Here is a 21066-nt window from a genome sequence, read left to right on the forward strand (position 1 = left end):
AATACCGCATACAGCCCACTGTCACTCGATTTTATACTTCAGCTTTATTGGAAACATCAACAATCTGCTCTCGGTCACTCCGCTGCACTCACTGTTTATTTACTGTTTTGTGACCACATCGTGTAAGAAATATTGTCTACTTTCCCACCGCCCTGCACTTTGCTTTACACTATAATTCAATTACATATTTAGACTTAATTGCCCAGAATCAATCGAATGAATGCCGCGCCGACTCATCAAGCCCTGCAACCCGAATTCAGACTTTTGGTCTTGCTGGTTTCTATCGGTTTTTTTATGCAGGGTCTGGACACCACCATTATCAATACTGCGTTGCCTGCCATTGCAGCCAACCTGCAGGAAGATCCGCTACGGATGCACAGTGTGGTGGTGGCCTATGTCCTGTCCGTTGCTGCCTGTATCCCGCTGAGTGGCTGGCTGGCTGACCGTTTTGGAGTCAGAAATACATATTTTATAGCGATTATTATCTTCTCTTTGGCCTCACTGGGCTGTGCCTGGTCAGATAACCTGAACGAGTTGCTGGTCTACCGAGTGTTTCAGGGCATCGGTGGTGCCCTACTACTTCCCGTCGGACGACTGGCGATGCTGAAGATTATTCCGCGAACCCAGTTTTTATCAGCCATGAGCCTGATGAGTCTGGCCGGGCTCATTGGCCCCTTGATTGGTCCCACCTTAGGCGGCTGGATGGTTGAATATCTCTCCTGGCACTGGATTTTTCTGATCAACCTCCCTATTGGTTTAATAGGGGTGCTGATTACCTTTAAAGCCATGCCCAATGTAACTGAAGCTGCGGTACAGCCTTTTGATTTTTTTGGTTTTCTCTTACTGCTCATCGCCATGATTGGCCTATGCCTGGGGATTGAGAATTTTGCTAGCCCGCAATATCCGCTCTGGTGGAGTTTGGGGCTGATCGGGGGCGGTTTACTGAGCAGCCTCATGTATGCCTATCATTCGCATACGCATCAAAATGCCCTGTTCCGCAGCAACCTGTTTAAAAACCGGATCTATTCAATTGGCATCTTGGGCAATTTCTTTGCCCGCTTAGGGGGTAATGCAATTCCTTTTTTACTGCCTTTAATGCTGCAGGTGGCTTTTGGCTTTGAACCCTTCATTACAGGCTTGCTGATGATTCCGGTGGTACTCGGATCTTTGGCCTCCAAACCGATTATCCGCAAAATCATCCAGCGCTTGGGGTATCGCCGGGTTCTGCTGGTCAATACCCTGATGGTGGGTCTGTGTATTGCCAGCTTTGCCCTGACGACGGCAGAGACCCCAATCTGGCTCAGAGCCATTCATTTCTTTATTTTTGGGATTCTGAACTCTCTGCAATTTGTCTCGATGAACACCCTGACCTTAAAGGATTTAAGCCAGCAAGATGCAAGTAGCGGCAACAGTTTCCTGTCAATGATCATGATGCTGTCGATGAGTATCGGGGTCGCACTGGCAGGGACACTGGTGAATATGCTAAGTGCCTATTTTGGCCCCGAGCAGCTAGACAGTGCTTTCCATGTGTCTCTCATCTGTCTGGGTGCCATCAATATTATTGCCGCGTATATTTTTTGGCATATCCCCAAAAACACCTTGGTCTAGGGCACAATATGAGTTCAATATTGGCAGCTCCAGACAGGGCATAATTCAGCATGAAAGCAGCTCTCCCTTCCGCGCTCTGGAAAAAACACACCGTGATAGCAACTGGGCTGCTGCTGACGTGCGTGCTAGGCACGGGACTCTATCTTTTCTTCCTTAAACAGCCCCCTGCCCATGCGGCGGACTATCCGGTTCATGGTTTTGATGTATCCCATCATCAAAAAGAAATTGACTGGAACCAGATTCCGAAACAGAAGTATCAGTTTGTCTATCTAAAATCGACCGAAGGCGGTGATTTTAAAGATAGTCGGTTTCAGCACAACTGGCTCACAGCACGTGAACAAGGCTTTTTGGTGGGGGCTTATCATTTTTACCGGCTCTGCCGGGATGGCGCAATTCAAGCACAGAATTTTATCGACACAGTGCCCTATAAAAGCGATGCACTACCACCTGCGATTGATCTGGAATATGACAGCACGTGTATTCAGCACTATTCCAAAGAGCAGCTGCTCAACGAAATCCAGATCATGCATGACAGGTTAAAAAACCATTATGGCAAGCAGCCGATCTTTTATGTGTCTAAGTCATTTTATAATATTGTGCTGGCAGGCTCTTTTGCAGAGGTTCCGCTCTGGGTACGAGAATATCAAGGTTTGCCCGACCTAAAGGATCAACCTCACTGGACTTTCTGGCAGCATAGTAGCCAAGGTAAAATTCCCGGTATTCATACCTCGGTGGACCTGAATGTCTTTTATGGTTCAAAACGAGAATGGAATCAATTTTTAGAACAAAATGGTATTCCTCCTCAGAAGCAGTCCGCACCTTTCATCCAGCAATAGCTTTACTCCGCCCGGTTTAGAGTTTAATCTTGCTCACGGTCCTACATCCGAAAATTATTCATCTGGCCTAAGATTCTGGAAAAGCTTGGATGGCCACAGAGCGCCCTATTGAGTAGAGCCGCACCTTATTTAGCCACACTTGTTCTTTCCAAGCTACACAAAGCCACTTAAGATCTTGGATATGCGCAAAATTATTCATATCGATATGGATGCTTTTTATGCCTCGGTCGAGCTGCGTGAACGTCCAGAATTACACCACTTGCCTGTAGTAATCGCTGCACATCATCCCCGGGCGGTGGTGGTGGCTGCCTCCTATCCTGCTCGGGAGTTTGGCCTGCGCTCTGCCATGTCCATGACTCAGGCCCGTAAGCTTTGTCCTCAGGCGATTGTGATTGAGCCAGATTTTGCCAAATATCGTCAGGTATCTGCAGAAATTCATCAGATTTTACAGTCCTACAGCAAAATTATTGAACCCCTCTCTCTAGATGAAGCCTATCTGGATGTGACCGAAAACCTGCAACAGATACCAAGTGCAACTGAAGTTGCCATGCGTATTCGGGCAGATATTTTTCAAAACACAGGACTGACTGCGTCTGCTGGTGTGGCGCCCAATAAGTTTCTAGCCAAAATTGCCTCTGACTGGCACAAACCCAATGGCATTTGTGTGATTAAACCCTCACAGGTACAGCGTTTTATTTGGGATCTTCCACTCAAGAAAATTCCGGGGGTCGGCAAGGTCACTCAGGAAAAGCTGAAAAACTTAAATCTGAATACTCTGGGCGATTTGCAGCAGGTTGAAGAGACGGTGCTAATTCAGCATTTTGGTAAATATGGACAACGCCTGTTTTTATATGCCCAAGGGATTGATGAGCGGCCGGTAGAAGCAGAACGGGAACGTCAACAAATTTCCAAAGAAATAACTTTTGATGAGGATCTGTATTTATCCGAATGCCAGCCCCATTGGCAGCCCTTAATTGCCCAGCTCTGGTATAGTCTGGACAAAAAGCGGCTCACTGCTCGTGGCGTCACGGTTAAATTAAAAATGAAGAACTTTCAGATCATGCAACACAGCAAGAGCTTCAGGCAGCTGCTGCGTAGTCCGCAAGAACTGGAGCAGGCCTTAACTTTATTGCTGCAAGAGATGCATCTTGATCCCCAGCTCCAGTTCCGGCTGATCGGACTCGGTGTCTATCAGCTTGCCGCCCATGAAATGGAGAGCCAACTCAGCCTGCTTTAAGCCGGTTTTGTACAAGTTTTAGACACTGGTTTAAAAATACCGCAACTTTATTTTCACATTTTGTTTTTTTAGAGTAATCTATCTGCGCAATGCATTATCCATGTATATGCCGAGATGCTGAAAATCACCTTTACTTTCAGCATAATGTCCTGTGATTGGCGTGACGACCAAATCCGAAGATTACAGGGCAACTCTGATATAGCGCATGGAATGCCCTCAATAAATCCTCCCCCTCTATTGTTCAAGAATAACCTGCGCGTAAAGCAGCACTCTCCAATTTCATTGGTCTGTAACCGGCTGCTAGGATTTTCTCGCCTACAGCACTGTTGACCCCCTACATGTTTCAAGACCCGTTTATACACAGTACTGGCGGCGGTTTTATCCCATTTATTGCGTATCCTTAGTGATTTGGGCAGACGGTTCATGGCATGATGTAGCGATCTATCTAACGGCAGGTTGTCTACTCACCCGTCTGGTAGCAGCCTTGATACCCAAAACACAGGATTCACTCATGTCTGTTCAACGTTTGCATGTCTCCCAACGCTTTTCTGAGATTGCCATTGCCGGCAATCTGGTTCATCTGGCTGGTCAATTGGCCACAGACCTGAGTTTAGATATTCGAGGTCAAACCCAGCAGACCCTAGATCTCATTGACCAGTTCCTGGCAGAGGCAGGTACTGATAAAAGCCAGATCATGTCCGTGACTATTTACCTTAAAGATATTGAACAAGATTATGCAGCCTTTAATGAAGTCTGGGATGCCTGGGTCGCAGATATTCAGGCCTTGCCTCGTACCTGTGTAGAAGCCAAACTGTATGATCCACAAGTGTTGGTGGAGCTAACGGTGGTAGCTGTTAAACCCTAAGATATAGAACAGTTAAATCTGGATGGCCTCAAAAAAGCATGCACCCTGCATGCTTTTTCTATTTCTGGCGCTATTCATGCTAACCCACGGCTTTTATCTTGCGTCGTTCCAAATCTGAATAGAGATGATATTTTTTTATATCATTGATGGCGGTATATTTCGGATTTTTTTCAGCCTGCTCCTGCTCTTTCAGGAAGTCATGCCGCAGCTGATAATATTCAGGTACATCTTCATAGCGAATCACCCGATAACCGGCCATATTCAACAAGGCATCCTGAAAATGCGAATTCTGCGGACGTTTGAGCAGCAATGGATCATCCAGAGCCACTACGGCCATCACCTGATATTGCTGATCCAGAATCACAAAATCTGCAATCAGATTACGGTACTTATGCCGTGTACGGTTAAATTTGGTGGTCAAAAGCGAATCATAAGATACATGAGCCAATATCGTATATTCCGGCAAAACTTCTTTGAGCCGGGTCAAGGTCAATTGCTCGTTTAAATTAAAGATAGCTCGCTGTTTGAGAGCACTATCTTGGGGTTGAGGTCTGTCCCTTACACTCTTCCATGCCGCGAGTACGACACACAAGAGCAAGAAACTCCCAATCATAAGGTAGGTAGTCATGACTCTGTCCCTGCATTTTTATAATCATTCTTGTTTTATTGTTGTTCAATATATACCCCAGATTTTATGTTGAGCAGTCTTAAACACATACGAATGCAATAAACATACAACTGTTATCAAATCTAAAGGGGAAATATAATCCAGTACACCACTGCTCAGACCTCCTGTCCGGACAGGTGTAAATCACTGATTGTTAACTTTAAAGCACTTATACCCGACTGTACAATACTCATTCATCACATTGTCAGACAATTCCGACAAAGTGTTATTTCTATAGCATTTTTTCTAGGGCCCGGACCAATATATAAAGGCGCTTTTCTTACAGAAAGTAATCAAAAACTCTATCATTGACCTATTGAATAAAAAAGACACCGAAGTGTCTTTTTTTATAGAGATGGTTTAAGTACGCGATTTTGACTTAGGTTTGGCTTTCGGTTTTGCAGTTCCGAAAGGTTTTTTGGAATCACCGGTTTCACGCGGTGGCAGGCCGGTATGCTGGGTCAATAGCTGGCCTTTCTTTGGACGCGCATTAGAACTCTGGTTGCGATGACCATTCGAATTGCTCCGTTTTTGTGAATCCCCTGCAACCGTCGAGTTTTTCTTGCGTGCTGACTGATATTGTCCTTCCGCATTTTGTGGCTGGTAGGCTGGAATCAGATGCTGTTTTGAATTCCCGATCAGGTCGGCCCGTCCCATTTCTTTCAGTGCATCACGCAGTAAAGGCCAGTTGTTTGGATCATGATAACGCAAGAAAGCTTTATGCAGGCGACGACGCTTTTCCCCTTTCACCACGTCGATATCTTCGGTATAACGAGCCACTTTTGCCAGTGGGTTTTTACCGGTGTAATACATTGTGGTGGCTGTAGCCATCGGTGATGGATAGAAGGTCTGTACCTGATCAGCACGGAAACCGTTCTTTTTCAACCAAATTGCCAGGTTCATCATGTCATAATCGGTTGTACCCGGATGCGCCGCGATGAAATAAGGAATCAGATACTGCTCCTTACCTGCTTCTTTACTGAAGCGCTCAAACATCTGTTTAAAACGGTCATAGGTGCCGATGCCCGGTTTCATCATCTTGGATAATGGACCTTTCTCGGTATGCTCTGGTGCAATCTTCAGATACCCACCGACATGATGCGTGACCAGCTCTCTGACATATTCCGGATTCAGTACCGCAAGGTCATAACGCAGACCAGAACCGATCAGAATCTTTTTAATGCCCGGTAAGGCACGTGCTTTACGGTATAGCTGCGTTAATGGTGCATGGTCAGTATGCAGGTTTTGACACACGCCCGGGAATACACATGACGGCTTACGACAATTCTTCTCAATCTCAGGATCTTTACAGGCCAAACGGTACATGTTGGCCGTCGGACCACCCAAGTCCGAAATAATGCCAGTAAAGCCCGGCGCCGTATCACGAATCTTCTCCACTTCACGCAAGATCGACTCTTCAGAACGGTTCTGAATAATACGGCCTTCATGCTCGGTAATTGAACAGAAAGTACAGCCACCAAAACAGCCACGCATGATATTGACCGAAAACTTGATCATATCAAAAGCCGGAAAGCGTGCCTCTCCATAACATGGATGTGGCAGACGTGCATAAGGCAGGTCAAACACATAATCCATTTCTTCAGTAGTCAGTGGAATCGGTGGTGGATTAATCCACACATCACGTTCACCATGTTTTTGTACCAGCGCACGCGCGTTCCCTGGATTGGTTTCCAAATGCAGAATACGGTTGGCATGTGCATACAGCACCGGGTCATTTGCCACTTCTTCAAAAGAAGGCAAACGAATCACTGCTAATTCGCGTGGCGGTAATTTATGTTTAATCGCTTTAGATGCTGGTTGTAGCTGCACAATTTGCGTATCTGGCTCAAGCTGATCCCCTTCACGCACAATCGGGTTGGCTACCACTTCTTTCTGGAAATTCTGATATTGAGTTAAGCTGTTGCCTTTTTCTTTTTCAACTTCACAGCCGTCAATATCCTCAGTCATTACATAAGGGTTAATAATCGGATCGACACGACCAATGGTATCGACATCATTCGATGAGATTTCTACAAATTGGGCTTTTGCTGCACGGTTATGTTTATTGATAATAAATGCAGTACCACGAACATCCGTAATCTGATGAATCTTTTCACCTTTGGCCAGACGGTGCATGATCTCAATAATCGAACGTTCACCGTTACCATACATCAGCAAGTCTGCTTTAGAGTCCATCAAAATTGAACGACGGACTTTATCTGACCAGTAATCATAATGCGCGATACGACGCAGCGAACCTTCAATCCCACCTAACAATACTGGCACATCCGGGAAGGCTTCACGACAACGCTGACAATAGACGGTTGCAGCACGGTCTGGGCGTTTATTCGGCTGATTATCAGGTGAATAGGCATCATCCGAACGGATTTTACGATCCGCCGTATAACGGTTGATCATCGAGTCCATATTACCGGCAGACACCCCCCAGGCAATATTTGGCTTGCCCAGTACACGGAAGGCTTCTACATTGGTCCAATCCGGCTGGGCAATAATCCCCACGCGGAAACCTTGTGCTTCCAGTACCCGTCCAATAATCCCGGTCACAAATGACGGATGATCAATATACGCATCACCGCAGACAAAAATAAAGTCACAACTGTCCCAACCGAGTTGGTCCATTTCCTCGCGTAACATCGGCAAAAAAGGCGCGGGTTCAAAACATGACGCCCAATATTTGTCGTAATCAAACAACGCTTTAGGCGCGGTCTGAGCGGTATAAGCAGTAGACATGGCTAGCAATTCTCGGCTGGCAGATGGAAGATCAGAAAATAGATCAAAGATGAAAGCCGACTATTTTAGCATGAATTCATTTCGGGTTGCTTGATTATAATTTATACAAAAGGTGATCCTATTATATTTGCAGGAATAGGTCATCGCGATGAGCTTAAATCAGCTACTTGGTTGAATATTCTTTTAAACGAAGAGTCAGTCCTAGCCCGAGCAACAAAAACAAACCAACAAAAATACTCAAACCATTCCAGCCAAACTGCTCCCACACCCATCCACTAGAGCTGCCCAAAAAACTTGAACCCAGATAATAACAAAACAGATATAAAGATGAGCCGACGGCACGATATTGCAGGGAGAGAACCGAGACCCAGCTACTGGCTGTTGAATGTGCAGCAAAAAATGCAAAAGTAAAAATCAGCAGACCCATAAATACTGCCATCACGCTATTCCATAGCATCAGCGCCAGGCCGAGCAACATCACTATTATCATTCCCAGCAAAACCTGTAAACGACCAAATTTCCGACTCCAAGCAGATGCCCGCGGTGAACTGTAAATACCAGTCAGATAAGTGATGGATATCAATCCAATCCAGGCTTGAGACAGGTGAAATGGGCTTTCTAGCAAACGATAGCTGAGATAATTAAAGATGGAAACAAAGCAGCCCATCAAAATAAAACCCTGTAAAAACAAGATACTGAGTTTCGGATCACGCCAGCTATGCTGAAAAGCCGTTTTAAACCGGTGCAACTGTATCGGATACGCTTTGAAGTGGCGGGAATTCGGCAACAGACCAAGGAAAACAAAAGCAATCAGCAGATTAAGCGCACCAATGAGCAGGGTGGCCGACTGCCATGAAATAAAATCTACCAGTACTCCGGCAATCAGGCGACCACTCATTCCGCCAATTGCAGTTCCAGAAATATAAAGGCCCATGGCAAAGCCAATATCTTTTTCAGCAATTTCTTCACCAATATAGGTCATTGCCACTGCTGCAACACCACTGACTGCCAGTCCAATCATGATACGTGTACTTAAAAATACCGGCCAGATCGGTAACACAGCACTAAGTAGCAGTAATAACGAAACAGAAAATAACGACCAGACCATTACTGGTTTACGGCCAAAATGGTCTGAGATGAAGCCAGTGAATAATAGACCGATGGCCAGTGCAATGGTCGAAAATGACAGGGGAAAACTGCTCTGCGCAGGAGAAACCTGAAAATAGTCTGCCAGTATCGGCATCATCGGCTGGATCGCATATAAGGATGAAAATATAGCAAAACCAGCCAGAAATAAAGAAAATAAGACAGCTTTAAAGGTAGTTGAGCCGTATTCGATATGGCTTGAAGATGAATTTAGGGACATATCCGCTCCGTCGATGAGTCCAGTATACGTCATCCTCGCTGTAATCATGACGATGAAGATTGTTGATATTCTACTTTTTATTTCTTTTCTTTTTATAAAAAAGAAATCCCCCTGCTTTTTAGCAGGGGGATTTTTGAATAATGAGCTGGCGATGACTTACTCTCACATGGGTAACCCCACACTACCATCAGCGCAAAGAGGTTTCACTTCTGAGTTCGGGAAGGGATCAGGTGGTTCACTCTTGCTATGGTCGCCAGCACAACTGTTTATGGACTTGTTCGGGTCTTATCTGACTGCTTTTGCAGTGTTTGCCTTACTTGGTACCAAATAGAATACATTAACAGGGATATCTGAGTTGAATATTGTCGTACTAACGAGCTTCTGAATCAAGCTGTTTTGCTGGATATCGAATCAATTGCGCTTTATACAACAACTGTTTGGGTGTTGTATAGTCAAGCCTCACGAGCAATTAGTACTGGTCAGCTTCATGTATCGCTACACTTCCACATCCAGCCTATCAACGTCGTAGTCTTCAACGGCTCTTTAGGAGACATAAAGTCTCGGGGAAATCTTATCTTGAGGTAGGCTTCCCGCTTAGATGCTTTCAGCGGTTATCCCTTCCGAACATAGCTACCCGGCGATGCCACTGGCGTGACAACCGGTACACCAGAGGTTCGTCCACTCTGGTCCTCTCGTACTAGGAGCAGATCCTCTCAAATTTCCAACGCCCACGGTAGATAGGGACCGAACTGTCTCACGACGTTCTAAACCCAGCTCGCGTACCTCTTTAAATGGCGAACAGCCATACCCTTGGGACCTGCTTCAGCCCCAGGATGAGATGAGCCGACATCGAGGTGCCAAACACCGCCGTCGATATGAACTCTTGGGCGGTATCAGCCTGTTATCCCCAGAGTACCTTTTATCCGTTGAGCGATGGCCCTTCCATACAGAACCACCGGATCACTAAGACCTACTTTCGTACCTGCTCGACTTGTTGGTCTCGCAGTTAAGCGCGCTTTTGCCTTTATACTCTACGCGTGATTTCCGACCACGCTGAGCGCACCTTCGTACTCCTCCGTTACTCTTTAGGAGGAGACCGCCCCAGTCAAACTACCCACCAGACATGGTCCTCGTCCCGGATCACGGGACAGAGTTAGAACCTCAATATTACCAGGGTGGTATTTCAAGGATGGCTCCATGGCAACTGGCGTCGCCACTTCAAAGCCTCCCACCTATCCTACACAGGTAAGATCAAAGTTCAATGTCAAGCTGCAGTAAAGGTTCACGGGGTCTTTCCGTCTAGCCGCGGGTACACCGCATCTTCACGGCGAATTCGATTTCACTGAGCCTCTGCTGGAGACAGCGCCGCCATCATTATGCCATTCGTGCAGGTCGGAACTTACCCGACAAGGAATTTCGCTACCTTAGGACCGTTATAGTTACGGCCGCCGTTTACTGGGGCTTCGATCAAGAGCTTCGCTTACGCTAACCCCATCAATTAACCTTCCAGCACCGGGCAGGCATCACACCCTATACGTCCACTTTCGTGTTTGCAGAGTGCTATGTTTTTAATAAACAGTTGCAGCGGCCTGGTTTCTGAGGCTGCCAGCAGCTCAAGGAGCAAGTCCTATCACCACCGGCAGCGTACCTTCTCCCGAAGTTACGGTACCATTTTGCCTAGTTCCTTCAGCAGAGTTCTCTCAAGCGCTTTGGTCTACTCGACCTGACCACCTGTGTCGGTTTCGGGTACGATTCCTGTGTAACTGAAGCTTAGAGACTTTTCCTGGAAGCATAGTATCAGCCACTTCACCAGTAAACTGGCTTGCTATCAGTTCTCAGCATAGAGCACCCCGGATTTGCCTAAGATGCATGCCTACAACCTTTCACCTGGACAACCAACGCCAGGCTGACTTAACTTACTCCGTCCTCTCATCGCATTACACAGAAGTATTGGAATATTAACCAATTTCCCATCGACTACGCCTCTCGGCCTCGCCTTAGGGGTCGACTCACCCAGCCCCGATTAACGTTGGACTGGAACCCTTGGTCTTTCAGCGAACGGGTTTTTCACCCGTTTTATCGTTACTCACGTCAGCATTCGCACTTCTGATACCTCCAGCAGACTTCTCAATCCACCTTCATCGGCTTACAGAACGCTCCCCTACCACTTACGCATAAGCGTAAATCCGCAGCTTCGGTACTATATTTTAGCCCCGTTACATCTTCCGCGCAGGCCGACTCGACTAGTGAGCTATTACGCTTTCTTTAAAGGGTGGCTGCTTCTAAGCCAACCTCCTAGCTGTCTATGCCTTCCCACATCGTTTCCCACTTAATATAGATTTAGGGACCTTAGCTGGCGGTCTGGATTGTTTTCCTCTTGACTACGGACGTTAGCACCCGCAGTCTGTCTCCCGGATAGTACTCATTGGTATTCGGAGTTTGCATCGGTTTGGTAAGTCGGGATGACCCCCTAGCCGAAACAGTGCTCTACCCCCAATGGTATTCGTCCGAGGCGCTACCTAAATAGCTTTCGGGGAGAACCAGCTATCACCGAGTTTGATTAGCCTTTCACCCCTATCCACAAGTCATCCCCCGGCTTTTCAACGACGGTGGGTTCGGTCCTCCAGTTAGTGTTACCCAACCTTCAACCTGCTCATGGATAGATCACCCGGTTTCGGGTCTATACCCAGCAACTAAAACGCCCTATTAAGACTCGATTTCTCTACGGCTCCCCTATTCGGTTAACCTCGCTACTGAATATAAGTCGCTGACCCATTATACAAAAGGTACGCAGTCACCGAACAAGTCGGCTCCCACTGCTTGTATGCATGCGGTTTCAGGATCTATTTCACTCCCCTCACAGGGGTTCTTTTCGCCTTTCCCTCACGGTACTGGTTCACTATCGGTCAGTCAGGAGTATTTAGCCTTGGAGGATGGTCCCCCCATATTCAGACAAGGTTTCACGTGCCTCGCCCTACTCGACATCATTATCTAAGCCCTTTCGTGTACAGGACTATCACCCACTATGGTTGCACTTCCCAGAGCATTCCACTAAAACTTAGATAACTTAATGGGCTCTTCCCCTTTCGCTCGCCGCTACTGAGGGAATCTCAATTGATTTCTTTTCCTACGGGTACTGAGATGTTTCACTTCCCCGCGTTCGCCTCAATAACCTATGTATTCAGTTATTGATACCTACCTTATGGTAAGTGGGTTTCCCCATTCAGACATCTCCGGATCACAGGATATTTGCCGCCTCCCCGGAGCTTTTCGCAGGCTATCACGTCTTTCATCGCCTCTGACTGCCAAGGCATCCACCACATGCACTTAATTACTTGACTATACAACCCCAAACAGTCGTTCATCCCTACAAGCAGGATGAGCAACATGATTAACCAATCTCTCAGTCAATCACACAGTTGGCGTTTGTGCACTTAAGCACTGTACAGCTTCAATTAGATTCATATACCAAAACGCTTGATTCAGTTAATTTCGCTAGTTCTCATTTCAAGTACAGTCATTAACAGGTAATAAATTACTGTTAACTTCCGTTCTATCTATGAGTATGAACAAATTATTTCAACTCAAATATATGCTGTTAATGATTTTTCTAGCCTTCGTCAGGTCTAGAAACTGTGATAAATCACAGAGGTTAACAAGTATAAACTTACTAAGCTCTATAATCTATGGTGGAGACTAGGAGAGTCGAACTCCTGACCTCCTGCGTGCAAAGCAGGCGCTCTACCAACTAAGCTAAGTCCCCAGCTTATCATTTAGATTTAATGTTTCTGATTCTCTGTTTCATGGCAGATGGTGGGTCTGACAAGACTTGAACTTGTGACCCCACGCTTATCAAGCGTGTGCTCTAACCAACTGAGCTACAGACCCTCAGATACATCAATGAAGAACAACTTGTTGTGGATTCTTACCAATCGTCAATCTTTCGTTAAGGAGGTGATCCAGCCGCAGGTTCCCCTACGGCTACCTTGTTACGACTTCACCCCAGTCATTGGCCACACCGTGGTGAACGTCCTCCCGAGGGTTAGACTATCCACTTCTGGTGCAACAAACTCCCATGGTGTGACGGGCGGTGTGTACAAGGCCCGGGAACGTATTCACCGCGGCATTCTGATCCGCGATTACTAGCGATTCCGACTTCATGGAGTCGAGTTGCAGACTCCAATCCGGACTACGATCGGCTTTTTGAGATTAGCATCACATCGCTGTGTAGCAACCCTTTGTACCGACCATTGTAGCACGTGTGTAGCCCTGGCCGTAAGGGCCATGATGACTTGACGTCGTCCCCGCCTTCCTCCAGTTTGTCACTGGCAGTATCCTTAAAGTTCCCACCCGAAGTGCTGGCAAATAAGGAAAAGGGTTGCGCTCGTTGCGGGACTTAACCCAACATCTCACGACACGAGCTGACGACAGCCATGCAGCACCTGTATCAGAGTTCCCGAAGGCACCAATCCATCTCTGGAAAGTTCTCTGTATGTCAAGGCCAGGTAAGGTTCTTCGCGTTGCATCGAATTAAACCACATGCTCCACCGCTTGTGCGGGCCCCCGTCAATTCATTTGAGTTTTAGTCTTGCGACCGTACTCCCCAGGCGGTCTACTTATCGCGTTAGCTGCGCCACTAAAGCCTCAAAGGCCCCAACGGCTAGTAGACATCGTTTACGGCATGGACTACCAGGGTATCTAATCCTGTTTGCTCCCCATGCTTTCGCACCTCAGCGTCAGTATTAGGCCAGATGGCTGCCTTCGCCATCGGTATTCCTCCAGATCTCTACGCATTTCACCGCTACACCTGGAATTCTACCATCCTCTCCTATACTCTAGCCCCCCAGTATCGAATGCAATTCCCAAGTTAAGCTCGGGGATTTCACATCCGACTTAAAGAGCCGCCTACGCGCGCTTTACGCCCAGTAAATCCGATTAACGCTCGCACCCTCTGTATTACCGCGGCTGCTGGCACAGAGTTAGCCGGTGCTTATTCTGCGAGTAACGTCCAGCACTCCTGGGTATTAACCAGGGTACTCTCCTCCTCGCTTAAAGTGCTTTACAACCAAAAGGCCTTCTTCACACACGCGGCATGGCTGGATCAGGGTTCCCCCCATTGTCCAATATTCCCCACTGCTGCCTCCCGTAGGAGTCTGGGCCGTGTCTCAGTCCCAGTGTGACGGATCATCCTCTCAGACCCGTTACAGATCGTCGCCTTGGTAGGCCTTTACCCCACCAACTAGCTAATCTGACTTAGGCTCATCTATTAGCGCAAGGTCACAAGTGATCCCCTGCTTTCCCCCGTAGGGCGTATGCGGTATTAGCGCTCCTTTCGGAACGTTGTCCCCCACTAATAGGCAGATTCCTAAGTATTACTCACCCGTCCGCCGCTAGGTTCCAGTAGCAAGCTACCTTCGCCCCGCTCGACTTGCATGTGTTAAGCCTGCCGCCAGCGTTCAATCTGAGCCATGATCAAACTCTTCAGTTTAAAATCAGTAGTGCCTAAAGGACACCAATCTTGGCTCATCAATTTTCTGAAAAATTCTCTCAAATAAACTTCGAGTAATTTAAACCAATCAATCAATGATAATATTTCGATCAATCAACCAGTAAAAATCCACACAAGTTGTTCTTCATAATCTCTTAATGATCTTCTTACTGCTTCGTCAGCAGCAAGCTAGGTCGGCTATGTTACGCTTTCTTTATAGAAAGTCAACCAGTAAATCCGATTATTTTTAAACTCATTCAAGACAATTAAATTTAACACCTTGTGCTAAACCCTTGTTTCTTAACAAGTTTTAATCTTTATCACTGCCGATGGATGTGCATTCTACAGCATTTCAGGGAGCTTGCAACACCTTTTTTAAAACATTTGAAACGTGTGTTTATTTTATAAACCAATAAATTTATAAGCTACTGTTTTAAATATAAAAAATATCTTAATAAAAATGTTCGTTATTTTCTCTCCAAATACCTATAAATAATAAACAATTGAAAAATATAAAATTTATATCTTTTAAAATAGAAAAAGCAGGATTTTCCTCCTGCTTTTTGTTGAATTTTAAATCAAGTTAGAACTTCATACTGATTCGTGCCCAGTAATTGCGGCCCATATTATTAAATTGCTGATCACTTGCAAATCCATCTCCAAAACCTGCATTACCCATTTTATTTAAATGCTCTGTATAGGTTTTATCTAATACGTTATCAATACCAACCGACAAATCTATATCCTTCGTTAAGTTGTATGAGCCGTTAATAGACAATGTCGTAAACCCAGCACTTTTTTTCAGGTCATAACCAACAATGTTACCTTCGTTTTGACTAATACGATTTTGCCCATCGACTAGGCGCCACAATAATCCAAAATTATATTTGTCTTGCACATAACGTAAATTCACACGCGCTTCTAAAGGTGAAATTTGTGGTAACGGCGTATTGTCTGTAGTGTTTTTACCCCAAGCATACATGGTACTCACATCTGCCTGAATTGCATTTGTAAATTGATAACCAACACCTGCTTCAGCTCCTGCAATAGTTGCATCCACATTTCGAGTATGAGCTTGCAACATTTTCATATGCCCTGTTGATGGCAAATATGTTGTAAGAACATAATCATTAATGAGGCCTGCATATGCAGAAACCCAAGAACTTAAAGCTCCATGTTGATGTTGATATCCCGTATCTAACTGTAAAGTCTTCTCGGTATCAATATTGTTAAAAGTATTTGGATTTCCATTACCAGATTTAGGACTAAATAACTCCCAATAATCTGGCATCCGTTCAACATATCCCAAACCGATATATGTTTTGCCATCCTCATGGTCTGGGTGTGTATTTTCCAAACGAATGAAACCACTTGGCAAGGTTTCTTTACGTTGTTGAGCCGTTTGTACTGCGTCTACTTCGACCTGATCAACACGTACACCTGTGACTAACTTATTTTGATCGTTGAGTTGATAGCTCAATTCACCAAAACCACCATAAGATTGAAATTCCATATCGGTCAGAACAGGCTTAGTCAGATAAGAGCCTTGTTTATCTGTTTTGCGAATACCATGTTCATTATTTTGGGTATCTATACCTGTAATAAACTGTAATTTATCCCACTCATGTGTCACAGCCATACGTGCATTTAAGGTTTTACGCGTTACATTGGTTGCCATTTCCATCATAGGTTTGGCGCGTAAACTATAATTATCCATGACATGATCATTAAAGTTATAGTTCACCTGTGCTTCAACTTTCTTCAAAGTCTCAGTGACATTGTTCTTTTCAACACGTAAGCCCACACTCTCACGTGCAAACTTTGAACCATCCATGCCACGACCTGCATACACGGCTTCACCATTGGCCTTACCACCTGTCAGTTCTACCCAGGTATCTTCATCCGGTATCCAACCGAGTGCGATATCGGTATTCCAGCGCTCCCAGTCTGAAGGGACTGTGTTGCCATCGCCATCTTGATAACTATCCGATACTGAACGGTTAGCATTCAAACGGATATATTTTTTCTCGTCTCCTGCAGCAGCTTCAATATTATGGTCTAGACGGCCAAATGAACCCATTAAGACACTGGCTTGACCACGGTAGTTTTGATCGTCATCAAACTGTTCAGGTGTACGCTCAAAAATCACGGTTGCCGCTGAACCGGTATTGGCATATTGCACCGTTTGCGGTCCTTTAATCACCGAAATACGGTCATAGCTTTCCGGAGAAATATAAGAGGTCGGTGAATCCATTCGACTCGGACAGGCGCCCAGGTTTTCGGTGCCATCGGTCAAGATTTTGATGCGTGAACCAAACATGCCACGGAAGGTCACATCGCCATTGGTCCCGGCTCCACTATTCACTGCACTAAAGCCGACAATGCTTTGCAGATAATCCGCACCATCGGTGGCTGGAATTGGTTGAATGGGCTGTTTAGGATCGGCACTGACTATCAGGCCATTGGCCTCATTACCCGCAGCGGAGGTCACCACAATAGGAGCCAGTGTGTGTAGCACTTTCGCCTCATCTGCAAATACCACACCTGAAGTACACGCAACAGCAATCGCAGCCGCAAGGGGCTGTAAATAAAATTTTGGCTGAGCCATTTTGTTTCTCACTTAAATCATAGATATAACTGTGCCTAAGTCAGTGAAGACCCGGCGTATCAAACAGGCTTTAAGTGAATGCTGGCGGAGCGCGGCCTTGAGGAATAAGAAAAAGTTGTTGAAGGACAAACCAGACATGTTTAAAGGCTTTTTCAAAAGCAATTAAACGGACCAGAATACGATCCAGAACTTCTTGCACTTCCAGCTCAGGCGGCAGGATCAGATTGCCGTAGACCGTACAGTACTGGCATTGATGACTCGGATCGTGGTGATCATGCCCAGCGCTCTGCTCTATCACAGAATGGGATTCAAGATGGGAAGAGTCGGCATGACTAGCAGACGAATGCTGAGTTACCGGCGATAAAAGTGCGCGCGTAATGGTTTCACAGACCGGTGCAACCTGATATTGCTCCGGCAGCAAAGGCTGTAAAAAAACAGCAATCTGTAAAAAAACAGCCACTAGAGAAAGCAGCAGTCCACCACGCAATACCATGATTGGCTAGCCCTACAAAACAGCAGATACTGAAAATTTGCCTGGCAGAGTATAACAAAGCCCAATCGAAATTGGGCTAAATTTATTCAAAAGAGCTGGAACTTTAACGTTTTACCGCAACTTTGGCTTTTTCACGCTGGCGGGCTGCTTTCTCAATTTTTTCACGTGCACGCTGACGTTTTAATGGCGACAAATAGTCCACAAACAGCTTGCCATTTAAGTGATCCATTTCATGTTGAATACACACAGCGAGAAGTCCATCAGCTTCTATCTCAAATGCTTGACCTTCAAGATTAATTGCCTCGATTTTTACACGTGACGGACGCTCAACTTTATCGTATATTTGAGGAACTGACAGACAGCCTTCTTCATAAGGCTGGGTTTCTTCAGTTAGTGGTGTAATTTTGGGGTTAATAAACACCATCGGTTGATCTTTATCTTCAGACAGGTCCATCACAATCAGCTGAATATGACGATCGACTTGAGTCGCAGCAAGTCCAATACCTGGCGCTTCGTACATGGTCTCAAACATATCTGCAGCGAGCTGACGAATCTCATCAGTGACTTCTTCGACTGGTTGTGCAATGGTGCGAAGACGGGGGTCCGGGAAACTTAAAATAGGTAATAAGGCCATACTGCGTCCTCAACTATGCCATTGATCAAAAAACCAAATGAAGGGAATGCTTCATCAAAAAAATGTGTGTAAGATCGTTATTATAACGCAACTACAGACATAATTTTAGGAATTATGATAATGAAAAAGGTTTTGAAGGGCATGCCATTTTTTAGGGCCCCGGGGTTTAAAAAACATGTGCTCGTACTCGCAGTTTGTATGGGCTTGGGGCTAGGAACAATTCACACCGCTGGGGCAGCGCCTACACGTAACGTCAATCCACCGAGCCTAAAAGCCAATGCACCACAAGTCTATGTAGTGAAAAAAGGCGATACGCTGTGGGATATTTCCAAACGATTCCTCAAAAATCCTGTACGTTGGCCGGAAATTTGGGCCAGTAATAAGCATGTGAAAAATCCACACTGGATTTTCCCGGGTGACCGCCTGCTGATGTGTGATTACCAAGGCCGTCCAATTATTGGTAAAGATGAAGGTGATGGCTGTGCAGGCATTATCAGCCGTTATATCGGTAGCACCGCGCTGCAACCACAGGTTCGGGTAGAATCTTTAAATAATACCATTCCGGTGATTCCGCTTGAACATATCAAGCAATGGCTGGAACGTAGCACGATTATTGCCCCGGAATCTCTGACCGGAACCCCTTATATTTTAGGAACAGCAGACCAGCGTGTACTGGCAGGCAAAGGCCAGAAAGTATATAGCCGCGGTAAAGGGATTGTGGCCGGTCAGCGTTATGGGGTGTATCGTGAAGCTGAACCTTATATGCTTACCGATGCCAAAGGGAATAAATACAATGCCGGCCAGGAGCTGATACAGGTCGCGTCAGCGATTGCGGTACGCAATGAAAATGACATCAGTACTCTGGAATTGACCGATACCTATACTGCTGAAGTGCGTCGCGGTGACCGTGTCCTGCCAGAATATGATCCGATGTTACCGACCCTGTTTTATCCAACCAATGCTGAAAATGTAACCTCTGGTGGCCAGATTGTGCGTGTACTGGGTTCAATCGGTACAGCTGCACGACATAGTGTGGTCACGATTGACCGTGGTACCACGCATGGGTTACAGGCCGGCCATGTGCTGAGTGTGAACCAGAAAGGTGAAGTCGTGACCGACCCGAAAACCAAGGAGCGTATTCAGTTACCGGGTGAGCGTATTGGCAATATCATGGTCTTCAAGGCATTTGATCAGCTGAGCTATGCTTATGTACTTGAAAGTGAGCTGCCAATCAAGGTTGGGGCAGCGGTTCAGCCTCCATTGCTGGATGAATAATTTATAGTACTTGAGAGATGCTGCTGAAAACAGCAGTATCTCCCTCCTCCACATTTCATAATAATAAGAAAACAGGTAAAGGTCTCGACATGTTGAAGTCCTTCTCGGCTGCGCAACTGGACATGATCAGTTTATGGTATCTGGTCCAGCATTCTCTGCCCAGTTTCTATAAAATCCGGCAGCACTATTCTCATCTGGGCGATGCCCTGCATCCTGATCAGGCACCCATCTGGCAAGCCTTAGGCATTCATGCCAATCATGTACAGCGGCTGAAAGAGTTTCAGCTCGAAGCTTCACAACAAAAGTTTCAGCAAAGTTTGCAGAGCATTCAACGTGATAGTGACTTCATTCTGTTAGACAGTGATCCTCATTATCCGCAGCAGTTAAGCCCCTATAATGATCGTCCGCCGATTCTATTTGGCCAGGGTCGGCCAGATTGTTTGTTACAGGCACAGATTGCTCTGGTGGGCAGTCGCAAGCCCAGTGCGCATGGCCGTCAGGTCGCTTATGATTTTGCCAGTTATCTGAGCGAACAGGGTTTTTATATTAATAGCGGACTTGCACAAGGGATTGATGAAGCCGCCCATCGCGCCGGACTGCAACAGCAAGGCACCATTGCAGTAATGGGAACCGGCCTGGACCAGACTTATCCGGCCCAGCATCAGCAGCTGCGCCAGCAAATTATTGCTGAGGGTGGAGCTGTCATTAGCGAATTTTTACCCAATACCCCGCCCTTACAACACCATTTCCCACGGCGCAACCGGATTGTCAGTGGGCTGAGTCTCGGCATTATCGTGGCAGAGGCCACCTTAAAAAGTGGCTCGCTCATTACGGCCAAACTGGCTGCGGAGCAAGGCAAAACAGTCTTTGCCATTCCGGGGCATATTTATAGTGAGCATCATCAGGGTTGTCATCAACTGATTCGTGAAGGAGCCATTTTAGTTGATCATCCCGAGCAGGTGATTGAAGATCTGGCCCTGCCGACCCAATGGCAAGCCCTGCAAAACTCCATCAAAAATGAAACAGCAGCACATGAGCCGTCTTACATTCCGCAACATCTGATCTCCCTGTATAACCAGCTGGACTGGGTTGGACAAGATCTGGATCATTTAAGCAGTCAGCTCAGGCAAGATGTCGCTACTCTTACCAGCCAGCTGATGGAACTTGAGCTTTTGGGCTTTAGTACCCAGCAAGCCGGCATGTATCTGCGTTGTCGTGTACTTAAATAAGGTTCACAA

General features: G+C 46.1%; 12 protein-coding genes, 2 tRNA genes and 3 rRNA genes. 6 read left to right on the plus strand and 11 right to left on the minus strand.

Going from position 1 to position 21066, the window contains the following annotated elements; all coding sequences use genetic code 11:
• The first annotated feature begins 216 nt into the window (after positions 1–216).
• From mdtD to E5Y90_RS12980, 4 genes are all read left to right on the plus strand, one after another.
• Complete coding sequence (gene mdtD / locus E5Y90_RS12965; RefSeq protein WP_174660406.1) at positions 217–1608, plus strand: multidrug transporter subunit MdtD; 1392 nt, start codon at positions 217–219, stop codon at positions 1606–1608.
• A 50-nt stretch (positions 1609–1658) separates the two neighbouring features.
• Positions 1659–2444 (plus strand): GH25 family lysozyme, encoded by a 786-nt coding sequence (locus tag E5Y90_RS12970; protein ID WP_174660407.1) that lies wholly within the window; start codon positions 1659–1661, stop codon positions 2442–2444.
• Between the two features lie 181 nt (positions 2445–2625).
• Positions 2626–3681 carry a DNA polymerase IV gene (gene dinB / locus E5Y90_RS12975; protein ID WP_174660408.1) on the plus strand — a complete coding sequence of 352 codons (1056 nt, stop codon included), beginning with the start codon at positions 2626–2628 and terminating at the stop codon, positions 3679–3681.
• 511 nt (positions 3682–4192) lie between these two features.
• On the plus strand, positions 4193–4546 hold the full coding sequence (locus tag E5Y90_RS12980; RefSeq protein ID WP_151205040.1) for a RidA family protein: 354 nt from the start codon (positions 4193–4195) through the stop codon (positions 4544–4546).
• A gap of 79 nt (positions 4547–4625) precedes the next feature.
• Here E5Y90_RS12980 and E5Y90_RS12985 read toward each other — a convergent pair whose 3' ends face one another.
• From E5Y90_RS12985 to def, 11 genes are all read right to left on the minus strand, one after another.
• Positions 4626–5174: a DUF2726 domain-containing protein gene (locus E5Y90_RS12985; protein ID WP_151205042.1), complete on the minus strand. Its 549-nt coding sequence runs from the start codon at positions 5172–5174 to the stop codon at positions 4626–4628.
• 399 nt (positions 5175–5573) lie between these two features.
• Positions 5574–7964 carry a YgiQ family radical SAM protein gene (locus E5Y90_RS12990; protein ID WP_174660409.1) on the minus strand — a complete coding sequence of 797 codons (2391 nt, stop codon included), beginning with the start codon at positions 7962–7964 and terminating at the stop codon, positions 5574–5576.
• Between the two features lie 163 nt (positions 7965–8127).
• Positions 8128–9330: an MFS transporter gene (locus tag E5Y90_RS12995; RefSeq protein WP_174660410.1), complete on the minus strand. Its 1203-nt coding sequence runs from the start codon at positions 9328–9330 to the stop codon at positions 8128–8130.
• A 143-nt stretch (positions 9331–9473) separates the two neighbouring features.
• Positions 9474–9588, minus strand: a 5S ribosomal RNA gene (rrf, locus tag E5Y90_RS13000).
• Between the two features lie 190 nt (positions 9589–9778).
• Positions 9779–12671 (minus strand): 23S ribosomal RNA (locus E5Y90_RS13005).
• 346 nt (positions 12672–13017) lie between these two features.
• Positions 13018–13093 (minus strand) — tRNA-Ala (locus E5Y90_RS13010).
• 48 nt (positions 13094–13141) lie between these two features.
• A tRNA-Ile gene (locus tag E5Y90_RS13015) sits at positions 13142–13218 on the minus strand.
• 59 nt (positions 13219–13277) lie between these two features.
• A 16S ribosomal RNA gene (locus E5Y90_RS13020) occupies positions 13278–14818 on the minus strand.
• The 16S, 23S and 5S rRNA genes sit together here with 2 tRNA genes alongside, the layout of an rRNA operon.
• A 583-nt stretch (positions 14819–15401) precedes the next feature.
• Complete coding sequence (locus tag E5Y90_RS13025) at positions 15402–17426, minus strand: TonB-dependent copper receptor (RefSeq protein WP_174660411.1); 2025 nt, start codon at positions 17424–17426, stop codon at positions 15402–15404.
• A gap of 70 nt (positions 17427–17496) precedes the next feature.
• Positions 17497–17919, minus strand: coding sequence for a DUF2946 family protein (locus E5Y90_RS13030; RefSeq protein ID WP_151204695.1), 423 nt, complete (start codon positions 17917–17919; stop codon positions 17497–17499).
• 103 nt (positions 17920–18022) lie between these two features.
• Entirely contained in the window at positions 18023–18553 is a 531-nt protein-coding gene (def, locus tag E5Y90_RS13035) for a peptide deformylase (RefSeq protein WP_151206858.1), read from the minus strand.
• A gap of 120 nt (positions 18554–18673) precedes the next feature.
• Between def and E5Y90_RS13040 the strand changes: the two genes are divergently transcribed.
• Entirely contained in the window at positions 18674–19828 is a 1155-nt protein-coding gene (locus E5Y90_RS13040) for a LysM peptidoglycan-binding domain-containing protein (RefSeq protein WP_174660412.1), read from the plus strand.
• A gap of 89 nt (positions 19829–19917) precedes the next feature.
• The gene (dprA, locus tag E5Y90_RS13045; RefSeq protein ID WP_174660413.1) at positions 19918–21057 is read left to right on the plus strand and encodes a DNA-processing protein DprA; all 1140 of its coding nucleotides are present in this window, start codon (positions 19918–19920) and stop codon (positions 21055–21057) included.
• The last annotated feature ends 9 nt before the right edge of the window (positions 21058–21066 follow it).

Source organism: Acinetobacter sp. 10FS3-1, from assembly GCF_013343215.1.
GTDB classification, from domain to species: Bacteria; Pseudomonadota; Gammaproteobacteria; order Pseudomonadales; family Moraxellaceae; genus Acinetobacter; species Acinetobacter lwoffii_C.